Below are 13,283 nucleotides of genomic sequence, written 5' to 3'. Positions count from 1 at the left end.
GCGTCAGGCTTCCTGAGGATTGGTAGGGCGACGGTGTAATTTCCACGAGTGTTTTCTGAAGCGTAAAGCCAGACGATCCAGCGTCAGGTAAACAACTGGCGTGGTATAAAGCGTGAGCGCCTGGCTGACCAGAAGACCACCGACGATCGCAATGCCCAGCGGCCGTCGCATTTCGGCGCCGTAACCATTGCCAAATACGAGCGGTGCAGCACCAAGTGCTGCGGCAAGAGACGTCATAATGATCGGACGGAAGCGCAGCAGGCAGGCAGTCCTGATTGCATCATAGGGCGAGCACTGCGTCTCTCTTTCTGCATTGATCGCAAAATCAACAAGCATAATGGCGTTTTTTTTCACAATGCCGATCAGCAGAATCACTCCGATCATGGCGATAAGGGAAAAATCCTCACCAAAAATCTGAAGTGCCAGTAATGCACCCACGCCAGCGGAAGGCAGAGTCGACAGAATAGTCAGAGGATGAACATAGCTCTCGTACAAGATGCCCAGCACAACGTAGATAGCTGCCAGCGCCGCCAGAATCAGAAGTGGCTCGTCATTAACTGATTTCTGAAACTGAGCGGCATTTCCAGCGAAACTGCCATGAATCGTGGAGGGCATATGCAGTGAAATCGTCGCGCCTTGGATAATTTCTACCGCCCGGCTCAGTGCCACACCCCGAGCAAGATTAAATGAGATAGTTGCAGCGACGGACTGCCCCTGATGATTAACCGACAGCGGTGTACGGGCTGGATAAATGTCAGTGATAAAAGTGATGGGTATCATTGATTCACTATTGGTCGACACAGCGGAACCAGTGGAGGTCGAAGAACCACCCGCGAGTTGGTTCGCAATCTGATTACGGAAATTCTGGCTGCTGACGCTCGCTGTATCGCTGCTGCTGCCGGATGAATCCGACGCGACCACCCGAATCGTGTTTGAAACGGTTCCACCCGAAGCGCTGCCGCCCGAAGCGCTGACCCATACCTGATTGATCGTGTCCGGATTGACCAGGAAAGGAGGTGCCGCCTCCATAACGACGCGATACTGATTCAGTCGGTTATAAATGATTGATGCCGCACGCTGGCCGAAGGCGTCATACACCGTATTGGAAATCAGCTGCGGCGTAATCTGCATGCGCGACGCGGTATCACGATCAATCCCGGCAACAACAGCCGATCCTCCCTGCTGAACATCCGAAGAAACGTCGAGAATTTCCGGATGACGGGCCAGAGCTGAGACAAGCTTCGGCGTCCAGGCATAAAGCTCAGACGCAGTATCTCCTTCGAGCGTATACTGATAGCCGGCATTACTCTGCCGTGCTCCAACGCGAACCGCGCCAGGCTGCATAAGATAAAAGCGTGCTCCAACAAGATTACTCAGACGCTTTGTAATCCGGACCATCAGATTTTCGGCCGGCCCGCGTGAGTTTTTGTCTTTGAGCTGCAAAAATAAATTCGCCTGATTGGACGAACCACGACCACCGCCTACAGATCCGGCAATACTTTCAACCTCCCGATCCTTCAGAACAGCTGCCTGTACGACGTCGGCTTTTTGCGTCATTGCGGAAAAGGAGATCGACTGGTCGCCCTGAAGATGTCCCATGAGCATCCCGGTGTCTTCTGTCGGGAAAAAACCCTTGGGCATGGCAATAAACAAGGCGCCCATCAGGATGATTGTCAGCGGCAGCGTCAGAAGAACCAGCCTGTTATGGCGTAGTGCGACATCCAGAGTGGTTTCATATCCTTTTGCCATGTAGTCAACCATGTGACCCGAAAAATGACCGAGCACCGCTGCCATTCGCGAAAACCATGTCCGGCCAGACTGGGCGGCTGTGGCATCAGATGTTGCCGGTTTCAGAATTCGGGAAGCCAGCATAGGAGTAAGAGAGAGCGACAGCGCCATCGAGATCATGATGGTGATGGAGACCGTCATTGCAAGTTCATGAAACAGGCGTCCGGCCAGGCCACCAAGGAGCAGGATCGGCAGAAAAACAGCGATCAGAGAAATTGAAATCGAGAAGACAGTAAAAGCAACTTCCTGTGCTCCGCGCAGAGCTGCCTCACGTGGTGCCACTCCTTCTTCTATATAGCGTGCGATGTTTTCCAGTACGACGATCGCATCGTCCACTACAAATCCGGTAGAAACCGTCAGCGCCATCAGCGACATATTATCCAGCGAGAAATCCAGCAGTCTCATCACGCCGAAAGTCGCAATAATCGATGTCGGCACGACAATAGCCGGAATGATCGTCATACGGATCGAACGAAGGAAAACAAGGGTCACAAGGACGACAAGAATCACACCGATAATGAGCGTAGTCTGCGTATCTTCCAGAGAAGCCCGGATCGTCAGTGACCGGTCGAGCGCCGTGTGAAGTGAGACATCCGCAGGTAATGCCGTCTGTAGCATCGGCATCACGGCTTTAATCTGATCGATTGTATGAATGACGTTTGCGCCCGCCTGGGGAAAGACAACGGCAATCACAGCCCGCTGACGATTAAAAAAACCGGCGTTACGTACATCTTCGACGCCGTCATGAACTTCGGCAATATCGGAGAGCCGGACCGGACGATTGCTCCGGTAGGCGATCACAAGATCCCGATACGCCTGAGCTGAGCGAGCCTGATCGTTGGTATCAAGCGTGAATCGCATTCCGTTCTGATCGATGATTCCCTTTGGACCGTGCGCGTTCGCCGAAGCAAGCGCCGCGCGAACATCTTCAAAACCGATGCCATAATGAAACAGCAGCAACGGATTCATATCGACTCTTACCGCGGGAAGGGCGCTTCCCGCGATGTCAACCATACCGACCCCACGTATCTGCGAAAGATGCTGCTGCAGCACGTTGCTCGCCAGATCGTAGAGAACCGCCGGTGTCCGTGTCGGAGAGGTGAGGGCGAGAATCAGAATCGGTGCGCCGTTGGGATTTGCCTTAAAGTAATTCGGGTTTTGCCGCAGCGAAGATGGCAGATCCGCGTGAGACGCCTGGAGCGCTGCTTCGACATCCCGGGCGGCGCCATTGATATCCCGGGAAAGCGAAAACTGCAGAGTGATACGAACCTGATTTTGTGTCGACTGGGACGTCATTTCGGTCAGATCAGCAATCTGACCCAGATGACGCTCCAGTGGCTCTGCAACAGAACTTGAAATTTCCTCGGGCGAGCCTCCAGCCTGCTGTGCCTGGACCTGAATAACCGGAAAATCGACATTTGGCAGGTCTGAGACCGGAAGTCCCACATATCCGATGATCCCGGCGATCAGCAGGGCGACCGTCAGCAAGGTGGTCGCAACAGGCCGCTCGATAAAGATGCGGCAAGGGTTCATGACAATCCGGTTATCCGCGCAGGGCTCATCATGAAAGAATCAGCTCTGACCAGGATCAGGCTCAGGTGTGCCGATGAGACCACCCGCCATACGACCACGCCATTTCTGGGCCATTGTATCCAGAGCCAGGTAAATCACTGGTGTCGTAAAGAGCGTCAGAAATTGCGAAAGTGCCAGTCCTCCGATAATGGCAAGACCCAGTGGACGACGTAACTCTGAACCCGTGCCATGCGAGATCACCATCGGCAAAGCGCCGAGCATGGCGGCAAGAGTCGTCATCAGAATTGGACGGAAACGCAGCGTCGCTGCCTGCCTGATCGACTGCAGGGACGTCATGCCATGCTCGCGCTCAGCCTCCAGCGCAAAGTCGATCATCATGATCGCATTCTTTTTCACAATGCCGATCAGAAGGACCAGACCAATAATGCCCATGACATCAAGTCCGGCTCCCGCCAGACGAAGTGTTAGCAGAGCACCAATCCCGGCGGAGGGCAGGGTGGACAAAATCGTGACCGGATGAACGAAACTCTCGTAGAGGATGCCCAACACGATATAGACCGCCATCAGAGCGGCAGCGACAAGGAAGAGCTCATTGCCAAGCGATCCCTGAAAAGCTGCTGCGGTTCCCTGAAATGATGTCTGGAATGAGACTGGCAGCCCCACCGCCTTCTCAACTCGCTCGATCGCTTCCGCCGCCTGCCCAAGCGTGTATCCGGGCGATACGTTGAACGAGATCGTCGAGGCCGGAAACTGCCCGAAATGTGTGATTAACAGAGGAGCCGTCTCATGAGTGACAGTTGTGACTGCTGCGAGGGGAACCAGCCCGGAAGTCGGCGTGCGGGTCGGACCGGAACTGCTCTGCCCGGAATTCCCGGAAATACCAGGCAGATAGATCTCATTCAGGGACCCTAGACGAGTCTGAAACTTTGGATCGGCCTCAAGGATAATGCGATACTGATTGGACTGTGTGTAGATCGTGGATATCTGTCGCTGGCCGAAGGAGTCATAAAGAGCGTTATCCACCGTCTGCGGCGTGATCGAATACCGTGCTCCGGTAGCACGATCGAGCGTTACTTTGGCCACCAGGCCTTCAGCCTGCAGATCCGATGTCACATCGGAGAGTGACGGCTCCTGCTGCAGGGCAGTTATTAGCTTCGGAACCCAGGTCTTGAACTCGTTATAATCCGGGTTCTCCAGCATGAACTGATATTGCGTAGCTGCGACCGTCGTATCGAGCGAAAGATCCTGTACCGGTTGCAGGTACAGACGAATACCGGCAATCCCCGCCGTCTCATTGGAAAGACGGGTCGCAACTTCCTGCGCTGTTGAGCCGCGATCGTCATGATCCCGGAGATTGATCAGAAACCGTCCCTGATTCAGGGTCGAGTTCTGACCATCAACACCAATGAAAGAAGACAGCGAAACAACGTCTTTGTCCTTCAGAATGACCCGGGCAAGCTCCTGCTGATGTGCTTTCATTGACTCAAATGAGGTCGACTGCGCCGCAACTGAAATACCCTGAATGACCCCGGTATCCTGCACCGGGAAAAACCCTTTCGGAATCTCCCACGCCAGAAAGCCTGTCAGGAGAAGTGTCGCCCCGAAGACAAGCAACGTTGTCCGCTGATGTGCCAGAACGACGTCGAGCCCGCGGTCGTAGGCAGCAATCAGACGTTCAGTCGCTATCTCGACACGCGCGGACCAGCGCTGAAACGCCGTATGCGCGTCAGCTTCAGTATGCGGACGCTCGGAAAGCATCCGTGCGCACATCATCGGCACGAGTGTCAGTGAAACGACGGCTGAAAGCACAATGGTGATCGCAAGAGTAAGCGCAAATTCATGAAACAGACGACCGACCACGTCTCCCATGAAAAGTAGTGGGATCAGCACAGCAATGAGCGATACAGTCAGAGAAATGATCGTGAACCCGATCTCCCCCGCACCCTTCGTCGCCGCTGTCATCCGGTCTTCGCCCATCTCTATGTAGCGGGCGATATTCTCGATCATGACGATGGCATCATCGACCACGAAGCCGGTGGCGATCGTCAGCGACATCAGAGACAGATTGTCCAGCGAAAAGCCAAGCAGATCCATCACTGCAAATGTGCCAATGATCGACAAAGGCACAGACAGGCTTGGAATAATCGTTGCCGGAATATTGCGGAGAAACACGAATATGACGGCAACGACCAGGACGAGTGCCAGAAAAAGTTCGAACTCGACGTCCGCCACAGAGGCACGAATGGTTGTGGTGCGATCGGTCAGCGGGACAATGTCGATACCCGGCGGAAGCGACTCCTTGAGCCGTGGCAAGGCTGCCTTGATATTGTCGACAACAGCAATAACGTTCGCGCCTGGCTGGCGCTGCACATTCAGGACGAGCCCCGGTGTCATGTTCGCCCAGGCTGCGAGCTGTTCGTTTTCGGCTCCGACGACTACTGTCGCGACATCGCGGATACGGATTGGCCCATTGTTCTGATAGGCAATCACCTGGTTCAGAAGCTGATCAATGCCAGTGATCTGGCCATCAACCCGCAAGGTCGCCGCCCGCTGTGCACCGTCAAATGTTCCCGTCGGCGAATTGACATTCACGTTGCCGATCGTCGTGCGGAGCGTATCGAGATCGACACCGTAGGATGTCAGTTTCGGAATATTGACACGAACACGGATTGCCTTCCGGTTTCCACCGGAAAGAGTCACAAGCCCGACACCCGGAATCTGACTGATTTTCTGCTCCAGCCGTGTATCGACATAATCCTCGACCTCAGGCAAGGGGATGGTTTTTGATGTAATTCCAAGGGTCAGAACAGGCGTGTCAGCTGGATTCACCTTCGCGTAGATTGGTGGTGCTGGCAGATCCGTAGGCAACAGCGAATTGGCCTGATTGATAGCTGCCTGCACTTCCTGCTCGGCGATATCCATCGACATGGACAGATTGAACCGTAGCGTGATTACCGAAGCGCCACCCGACGAGCGCGATGTCATCTGGTCCAGACCAGGCATCTGCCCGAATTGCGTCTCCAGCGGCGCAGTGACCGACGTTGCCATCACATCCGGCCCTGCTCCCGGATAGAATGTCTGGACCGTAATCGTTGGGTATTCGACCTGCGGCAGAGCCGACACAGGCAGAAAATGATAGCCAAGCAGGCCTGCCATCAGGATGGCAAACATCAGCAGCGTCGTTGCGACCGGCCGTTCGATAAAGATGCGTGACGGATTCACGGGCGGGCGTCAGTTCGCATGGCGGTGATGATTCTGCGCCGGCTGCGCAGTATCCGGCGCCGGAGCGGGATTATCAGCCGGGATCGTTATCTTCGCGCCTGCACGAAGATGGTCCGTGCCATCCGTAACCACGCGGTCGCCGGCAGCGAGACCGCTTGCAACGACGGTGCGTGTCCCGTCCGTGATGCCAGGTTTCACATTACGGACATCAACGGTGTTATCGCTCTTCACCACATAGACGAATTGCCCGTTCGGACCGGTCTGCAAAGCATTGCTGGGCACAATGATGGCATTATGCAGTGTATCCACCAGAAGCCGGGCGTTGACGAACTGGTTTGGAAAGAGATGCTCATCTTCGTTGGTAAAAATGGCACGGAGACGTACTGTACCTGTAGAAGTATCAATCTGGCTGTCCAGCGTGCTGACAGTGCCTGACGCGATTTTTTGGGTATTCGAGCTGTTCCATGCATCTACAGGCAAACTGCCGACTGCGCGAAGGCGATCAGCCACCTGCGCCAATTGATCCTGTGGAAGCGTGAAGATAACAGAGATCGGCTGCATCTGGGTCAGAATGACCAGACCGCCCGACTGCCCTGTGCCGGAAGCAATGTAGTTACCGCGGTCAACAGCGCGGATACCGACGCGCCCATCCACTGGCGCGATCACGTGGCAATAGATAAGCTGAAGCTTCTCATTGTCGACAAGGGCCTGATCGACTTTTACCGTGCCTTCAAGCTGCTCAACGGTAAATTCCTGATCGCGTGCGGTCATTGCAGCGACGCTGTCCTGTTTGATGAGCTTCTGATAGCGCGCATTATCAACGCGTGCTTTTTCAAGCTGTGCCATATCCTGAGCCAGCTGCCCCTCATACTGATGCAGAAGAACCTCATAAGGACGAGGATCAATAATGGCGAGCAAATCTCCCTTTTTTACATGCTGACCTTCTGTAAACTTTACGTCCATTAGGTAGCCTTCCACACGCGACTGAACGGTCACGTTAGTGATCGGCACGACAGTTCCGAGTTCGGTCAGAACCACAGGCATATCACCCGTCGTAACTGTCTCGACGGCTACCGGTTGAGGCGCATCGGTTCCGGCCGTCCCTTGTCGCCGAGTTCCGGATTTGTGGCCGCTATGCCCGAAAAAGGCGACAGCCAGAATCAGAGCTGCCAACAGAATCACGGCAACCAGGATCCAGAGGCGACGACGAGGCGGGCGGAATTTCTGATCCGGAACCGGAGAGATGCCTGTATTCTTTTCGTCCATATTCTGCCGGTTTCCGTCCACCTGATTTCTGCCTGGCCCTGTTCCACATTTTTTGGCCTGTGGATGGCCGCTGGTCATATCCCATCATGCTTCAGCCAGTTGCACCTGAGCTGGCGCGAGAACCGGACGAGCTTTCTGACCTATGCCTGATAGCAGTAAAATCTGATCTCCGACACAGGCCGGGAGTGCAATTCCGGAAGCACCAGGATGTTCGGTCATGGGGAGATAATTTCTGCTTTTGTTATTGATATAAAAGAGAAAAATTTTCAGAGACTCTTCATTTCCTGTCAGGGAAAAGCCGTTCAATGAACCAATATTTAAGTTACGGTGACATGTCCGACGGGGGGATATTCCATACAAACCGAAACGAATCAGTAATATTCTTCGCCAGTTTCCTGTTTCGTAACATTAACGAAACCGCAGAGCAGCTCCTGGTCTCCCGAATTCGGGCAGGCTTAAAAGAGATTCGGATACAGCATCTGGTGAAATGCCGTAAATTTTATTAAATGATCTGCCACGGAGTATTGTTGCACCATGTCTCACCGCAGATCTGTCCTGAAGCGCCGGTTCGGTATCCATCTGTCTCTGTCCGCTCTCCTGCTGGGAATAGCCGCAGGCTCAGCGCCCTTGCGCCATGCTCATGCTCAGGAACAGGATGCGGACCAGGCTGAAGCTGAGGCTGAAGCCGAAGAGGCTGCTAAAAAGGCCGAGGAGCGTCGTGCCGCAAAACGTGCCGCTCCGCCGGCCGCCCTTCCTGGCGCTCAGTCGAATGAGGAAGAAGGAGGACATTCCAATATGGATCTCGAACCCACTTCCGCACTCTTCGACGCCATTAATCGCGGCAGTCTCAGCGCTGCGCGTGAAGCGGTTAATCGCGGGGCTGATCTGAACGGCCATAATGTGCTGAGCCAGACTCCGCTCGATATGGCAATTGATCTCAACCGTAATGATATCATGTTCTTCCTCCTCTCGATGCGCAGCCTTGAAGCTCCGGACGAGACGACAACATCGGTCGCAAGCTCCGGTGTGAGCATGGAAGGTGGTTCAGGTCATCTGAGTGTCGGCGGAAGAGCCTCACGGGGCGGCAAAATTGTCGATTCCCGTTACGATGCCTCCGGAGGGCGGCCACAGCCATCCGTAGGCTTCCTCGGTTTCGGTGGAACCTGATTACTGCTATTCGCGTGTCGCAGTTTTTATCATCGGTCCATCTGTCTGATTGCTGAGAATTTTATCAGATCGGATGTAGTTATCTGACAGGAGCCATGTCGCTGGAAGCGGGATCGCCAGGTCCTGGTTAATAACGACGGCACGGTATGCTCGCTGGAGAATTTACTGCGCGGCGATCGGAATTTCTGAGAAAGGAGCGGCCAGTTCCGCTGCCTCCGCCATCAGGCTCTCGCTGCGCAGCACATCGAGTTGTATCAGTTCTCCGTCGCGTTCCAGATACCAGAACGTCCAGCCATTGCACGATGGCGCATTGGTCATCATCGCGCCCAGCTTGTGAATCGAGCCACGTCTGCTACCGCTGACCAGCGTTCCATCCGAAGACACTGTTGCATATATGCGTCGGTTCTTATCGCAGACAATCGTGCCCGCCGTAATGAAATTCCGCTCCACAAGGCTGCCAAACGGTACACGCGGTGCCTCGCGCTTCATTGGAGTCGTAGTGATTGCATCCAGCGGCAGCGCCTTTTCACGACGGATGCGTCCGATCGCTGCTTCGGCATAATCAGGATGACGCTCAATGCCGATAAACCGCCGGCGCAGTCGCTTTGCCATCGCCGCTGTCGTGCCGGTGCCGGTGAACGGATCGAGCACTACATCATCCACCGCCGTCGATGAAATCAGAACACGGTGCAGCAGGCTCTCCGGTTTCTGCGTTGGGTGCAACTTCAGGCCATGATCATTGCGGAGACGCTCACCACCAGTGCAGAGTGGCAGATACCAGTCTGAACGCATCTGCACGTCATCATTCAGTGCTTTCATCGCCTGATAATTGAACCGGTAGCGACTGTCCTCGCTACGCGCTGCCCAGATCAGCGTCTCATGCGCATTCGTGAAACGCCTGCCACGAAAATTCGGCATGGGATTCGACTTGCGCCAGACAATATCATTCAGAATCCAGAATCCAAGATCCTGTAAAATCGCGCCGATACGGAAAATATTATGATATGATCCGATCACCCAGATTGTTCCGTCCTTGCGCAGAAGCCGACGCGCCTCGCTTAGCCAGTCACGGGTAAACCGATCATAGGTCGCAAGATCGGAAAACTTGTCCCAGTCATCGTTCACTCCGTCGACAATGGTGTCGTCAGGCCGCCGCAACTCGCCCCGCAGCTGAAGATTATACGGAGGGTCAGCAAACACGCAGTCCACACTCGCCGATGGCAGCATTCGCATGACATCGACACACTCGCCTCGCAGAATCTGATCAAGCGGCAGTTCCATGGGGGTGGTCGCACCGCTCATGCTAAATCTCCGTGGGTAAAAGTGAGAGCGAGTTGTCGCCGGACTGTACCGAAACCGCGACGGTGATGGGGCGTGCAGCCCCGCGTGGTGATAGCAGTCCTGTGCGCGCTGGTGCCGTATCCGGCATTGCGGGCCCAGTCATAACCGGGCCATCGCTGATCGAGCCGGACCATGATCCGGTCACGCGTAACTTTCGCCAGGATGGATGCCGCCGCAATAGAAAGACTGATCGCGTCCCCGCCAACCAGAGTTCTGACAGGAATCCCCAGCGGCGGTTTTCTGTTGCCATCAACAAGAGCAAGAACTGGCAGGGCAGGGAGGCGATCGATCGCGCGCCGCATTGCGAGATGGGCCGCGCGAAGAATGTTGAGGCGAAGAATTTCAGCGACAGACGCCGCGCCAATCCCGATTTCAATGCCGGGGACAGCTTTCAGGCGGCGTGCAATGTCCTCGCGTCGGGTGGCTTTCAGTTTCTTGGAATCATCAATGATCGTAGCAAGATCGTCAGGGACGCCGCCGCTAAAGACTACAGCCGCCGCAACGACCGGGCCGGCGAGAGGGCCGCAACCGACTTCATCGACACCCGCCACGCGGCCACCATGCTCCGTCTCCAGCAAGAAATCAGGCATGTAATTCCTTCCCCGGTCTTTGAACGACTCGCTGCGAATCATCGAGTCGTTCAATACGCGACTCGCAGGAAAGGAAAACCATCATATGGGGTAAGCGCGCAAGAGTCAGGGATGAAATTTATAGCTGCCAGCTACAGGTCTGCTGCTCTGAAGCAGAAAAATCATGAGTCCTGTTACTGGAAAACGCGAAAAATGCGATCTTCGGACGAAATGTGAGAACAGACAAAAATATAGCATTGTAGACTCAGAACGGCTCTGGCCCTCGTTTCACAGGATCGCCGGAGACCGTTCTGCGTTTTTATTGTAGTGAAAAATCAGACCTTGCGACGACGCGGCATCAGGCACCAGCCAAACAGGGTACCGGCAAACCACGCAATGCCAAGTGAGAGAAGCGGCTTGTCACGCACGAAAGTCACACCTTTCTCAATCAGCCCCTCGCCTTCCTCATAAAGATCGGCAAACTCCTCGCGTGCCATCCCCGCAAGCTGGTCCACTTTGCCGTCTGCCTGAAGACCCGCGTCACCTGTCAGGCCGCCAACTGCATCTTTCACATGACCCTTCGCCTGATCGACAGCGCCTTCCAGCTTCTCTTTGGTGGTGTTGATTTTATCGTCAGCCATCAGGTTATCCTCTTCTTTTCTGACGCAGCGGGAAGACAGGTTCCGCCGCACGGATTCAACAAAACTATCTGGAACAGCACATCCGCCAGGATGCAAGTTTTTCCCGGCAGTGCCGCGTCGGCACGTGTTGGCCCTGCACAGCCAGACCTGTAACGCGGAAATACCGGTGTCGTTTCCGCCTCGCACTGAGAGACAGAAAAGCAAATTTCAGAGACCCGGGTATCAAAATGGTTCGCATTCCGTTGCGTTTCATCTGAAAACGGAGTTTCTGAGCGGTTATGCCGCTGTTCCGACGCCCGCAGATCATTGCGCTGACTATCTCCAGCCTTCTGCTGATGGAGCAACTCGATGGAACAATCCTGGCAACCGCACTCCCATCAATTGCACAGTCCCTTCATGTCGACCCTGTCTCCGCCTCTGTGGCGCTTACGTCTTATATTGTTGGCCTTGCAATTTTCATTCCGGCATCAGGAGCGGTCGCCGACAGATTCGGCAGTCGAACCACACTTCTCACTGCCATAATCCTGTTCGTATCCTGCTCGGTTCTTTGCGGCCAGGCTACGACTCTGTCAGTGCTTGCCATCGGAAGAATGCTGCAGGGTATCGGCGGTGCCCTGATGGTACCCGTTGGTCGACTCGTGCTGCTTCGCAGCGTCGCAAAATCCGAACTTCTCGGTACAATGATGTGGATGATGTTGCCGCAACGCTCGGTCCAATGCTCGGCCCGGTACTCGGCGGCCTGATCACGTCAGCACTGTCATGGCGCTGGACGTTCTACATCAACGTGCCCGTTGGCGTGCTGGGGCTGTTCATGACCTGGCGACACATTCCTCAGATCAGAGAGCCCATTGTAAAGCCTTTTGACTGTATTGGCATGTTGCAGGCCGGGGGAGGGCTTGCCCTGATGTCCTTTGGTGCGGAAATGATCAGTCACAACACACGGCCTTACTGGCTTTCAGCTGGCCTTTTGGTGACCGGAGCGGCTCTTTTCGCGGCCTATTTCCGTCATATGCGGCATTATTCTGCGCCGCTGCTGGATTTCACCCTCATGGCTGTGCCTACGTTCCGGCTTTCCGTCACGGGCGGAGCTGCCAGTCGTGTCGCTGTCGGTGCATTGCCATTTCTGCTTCCTTCACTTTTGCAGATCGGCTTCGGCCTCAATCCGGCACAGAGTGGCCTCGTGACTTTCGCCGCGCCTGTCGGTGCTCTCTGTTCGCGTCTGTATGTGACGCGGCTGTTCCGTCGCTACGGCTTTCGCAACATGATGATGCTGAGTGGATTCGGTGCAGCTATCACCTGCGCGATCATAGCCATGATCCGGCCAGGATGGCCTGTCTGGCCTCTCACATTCGTTCTGATCTGCTCTGGCGCAGTTCAGGCCATCCAGTTCTCGGCCTATAACTCTATTGCATATGCTGATCTGCCCGAAACTCGCATGAGTGCGGCCACCAGCTTTTATTCGACTTTCCAGCAGATCATGCTATCCGCAGGAATCTGCATCGCGGCGCTCACGGTTACTGTTTCGCGTATTGTTTTCCGTCATGCTGAAGTCACATCGTTTGATTTCGACGCGGGATTTCTCGTTACAGGTGCAATTTCCCTGCTGGCGGTTCCCACTGCGGCAATGCTGGCACCGAACGCAGGTTCCGCCGTGAGCGGACATGTATCGTTTGAGAAGCCGGACGAGTCGTCGATGCGCAATATCTGAAAAATCACCCGGCGCCAGGGCAGAATAATCTGTTCCGACCCCTGCCGG

The 13,283-nt window shown here is 54.9% G+C and carries 7 protein-coding genes and 1 pseudogene; 2 read left to right on the top strand and 6 right to left on the bottom strand.

The window, feature by feature from the left end:
* Positions 1 to 3: 3 nt before the first annotated feature.
* Genes GOB93_RS12980 through GOB93_RS12970 form a run of 3 tightly spaced genes read right to left on the bottom strand, consistent with a single transcriptional unit; the run spans position 4 to position 7,809 of the window.
* On the bottom strand, positions 4 to 3,321 hold the full coding sequence (locus tag GOB93_RS12980; RefSeq protein ID WP_173583931.1) for an efflux RND transporter permease subunit: 3,318 nt from the start codon (positions 3,319 to 3,321) through the stop codon (positions 4 to 6).
* Positions 3,322 to 3,360: 39 nt separating this feature from the next.
* On the bottom strand, positions 3,361 to 6,543 hold the full coding sequence (locus GOB93_RS12975) for an efflux RND transporter permease subunit (RefSeq protein WP_173583930.1): 3,183 nt from the start codon (positions 6,541 to 6,543) through the stop codon (positions 3,361 to 3,363).
* Positions 6,544 to 6,552: 9 nt separating this feature from the next.
* Positions 6,553 to 7,809 (bottom strand): MdtA/MuxA family multidrug efflux RND transporter periplasmic adaptor subunit, encoded by a 1,257-nt coding sequence (locus tag GOB93_RS12970; protein WP_173583929.1) that lies wholly within the window; start codon positions 7,807 to 7,809, stop codon positions 6,553 to 6,555.
* A 534-nt stretch (positions 7,810 to 8,343) separates the two neighbouring features.
* Here GOB93_RS12970 and GOB93_RS12965 point away from each other — a divergent pair.
* Positions 8,344 to 8,976: an ankyrin repeat domain-containing protein gene (locus tag GOB93_RS12965; RefSeq protein ID WP_242010763.1), complete on the top strand. Its 633-nt coding sequence runs from the start codon at positions 8,344 to 8,346 to the stop codon at positions 8,974 to 8,976.
* 162 nt (positions 8,977 to 9,138) lie between these two features.
* Here GOB93_RS12965 and GOB93_RS12960 read toward each other — a convergent pair whose 3' ends face one another.
* The 3 genes from GOB93_RS12960 to GOB93_RS12950 all read right to left on the bottom strand — a co-directional run bounded on the left by GOB93_RS12960 (position 9,139) and on the right by GOB93_RS12950 (position 11,527).
* Positions 9,139 to 10,278: a site-specific DNA-methyltransferase gene (locus tag GOB93_RS12960; RefSeq protein ID WP_277877270.1), complete on the bottom strand. Its 1,140-nt coding sequence runs from the start codon at positions 10,276 to 10,278 to the stop codon at positions 9,139 to 9,141.
* A complete protein-coding gene (locus GOB93_RS12955; RefSeq protein WP_173583928.1) occupies positions 10,275 to 10,907 on the bottom strand; it encodes a ribonuclease HII in 633 nt (210 codons plus the stop codon). The genes GOB93_RS12960 and GOB93_RS12955 overlap by 4 nt, the downstream gene beginning before the upstream one ends.
* A 314-nt stretch (positions 10,908 to 11,221) precedes the next feature.
* A complete protein-coding gene (locus GOB93_RS12950; RefSeq protein ID WP_173583927.1) occupies positions 11,222 to 11,527 on the bottom strand; it encodes a CsbD family protein in 306 nt (101 codons plus the stop codon).
* A 278-nt stretch (positions 11,528 to 11,805) separates the two neighbouring features.
* Between GOB93_RS12950 and GOB93_RS12945 the strand changes: the two are divergent.
* Positions 11,806 to 13,235: pseudogene (locus tag GOB93_RS12945) on the top strand (MFS transporter).
* Positions 13,236 to 13,283 lie beyond the last annotated feature (48 nt).

It is taken from the genome of Acetobacter musti, assembly GCF_011516835.1.
Classification (GTDB): Bacteria; Pseudomonadota; Alphaproteobacteria; order Acetobacterales; family Acetobacteraceae; genus Acetobacter; species Acetobacter musti.
This window is presented reverse-complemented; position numbering and strand designations above follow the sequence as displayed.

Coding starts and splice junctions, on each gene's coding strand:
- GOB93_RS12970 (WP_173583929.1), bottom strand. CDS start 7,809: ATGGACGAAAAGAATACAGGCATCTCTCCGGTTCCGGATCAGAAATTC.
- GOB93_RS12950 (WP_173583927.1), bottom strand. CDS start 11,527: ATGGCTGACGATAAAATCAACACCACCAAAGAGAAGCTGGAAGGCGCT.
- GOB93_RS12960 (WP_277877270.1), bottom strand. CDS start 10,278: ATGAGCGGTGCGACCACCCCCATGGAACTGCCGCTTGATCAGATTCTG.
- GOB93_RS12965 (WP_242010763.1), top strand. CDS start 8,344: ATGTCTCACCGCAGATCTGTCCTGAAGCGCCGGTTCGGTATCCATCTG.
- GOB93_RS12980 (WP_173583931.1), bottom strand. CDS start 3,321: ATGAACCCTTGCCGCATCTTTATCGAGCGGCCTGTTGCGACCACCTTG.
- GOB93_RS12955 (WP_173583928.1), bottom strand. CDS start 10,907: ATGCCTGATTTCTTGCTGGAGACGGAGCATGGTGGCCGCGTGGCGGGT.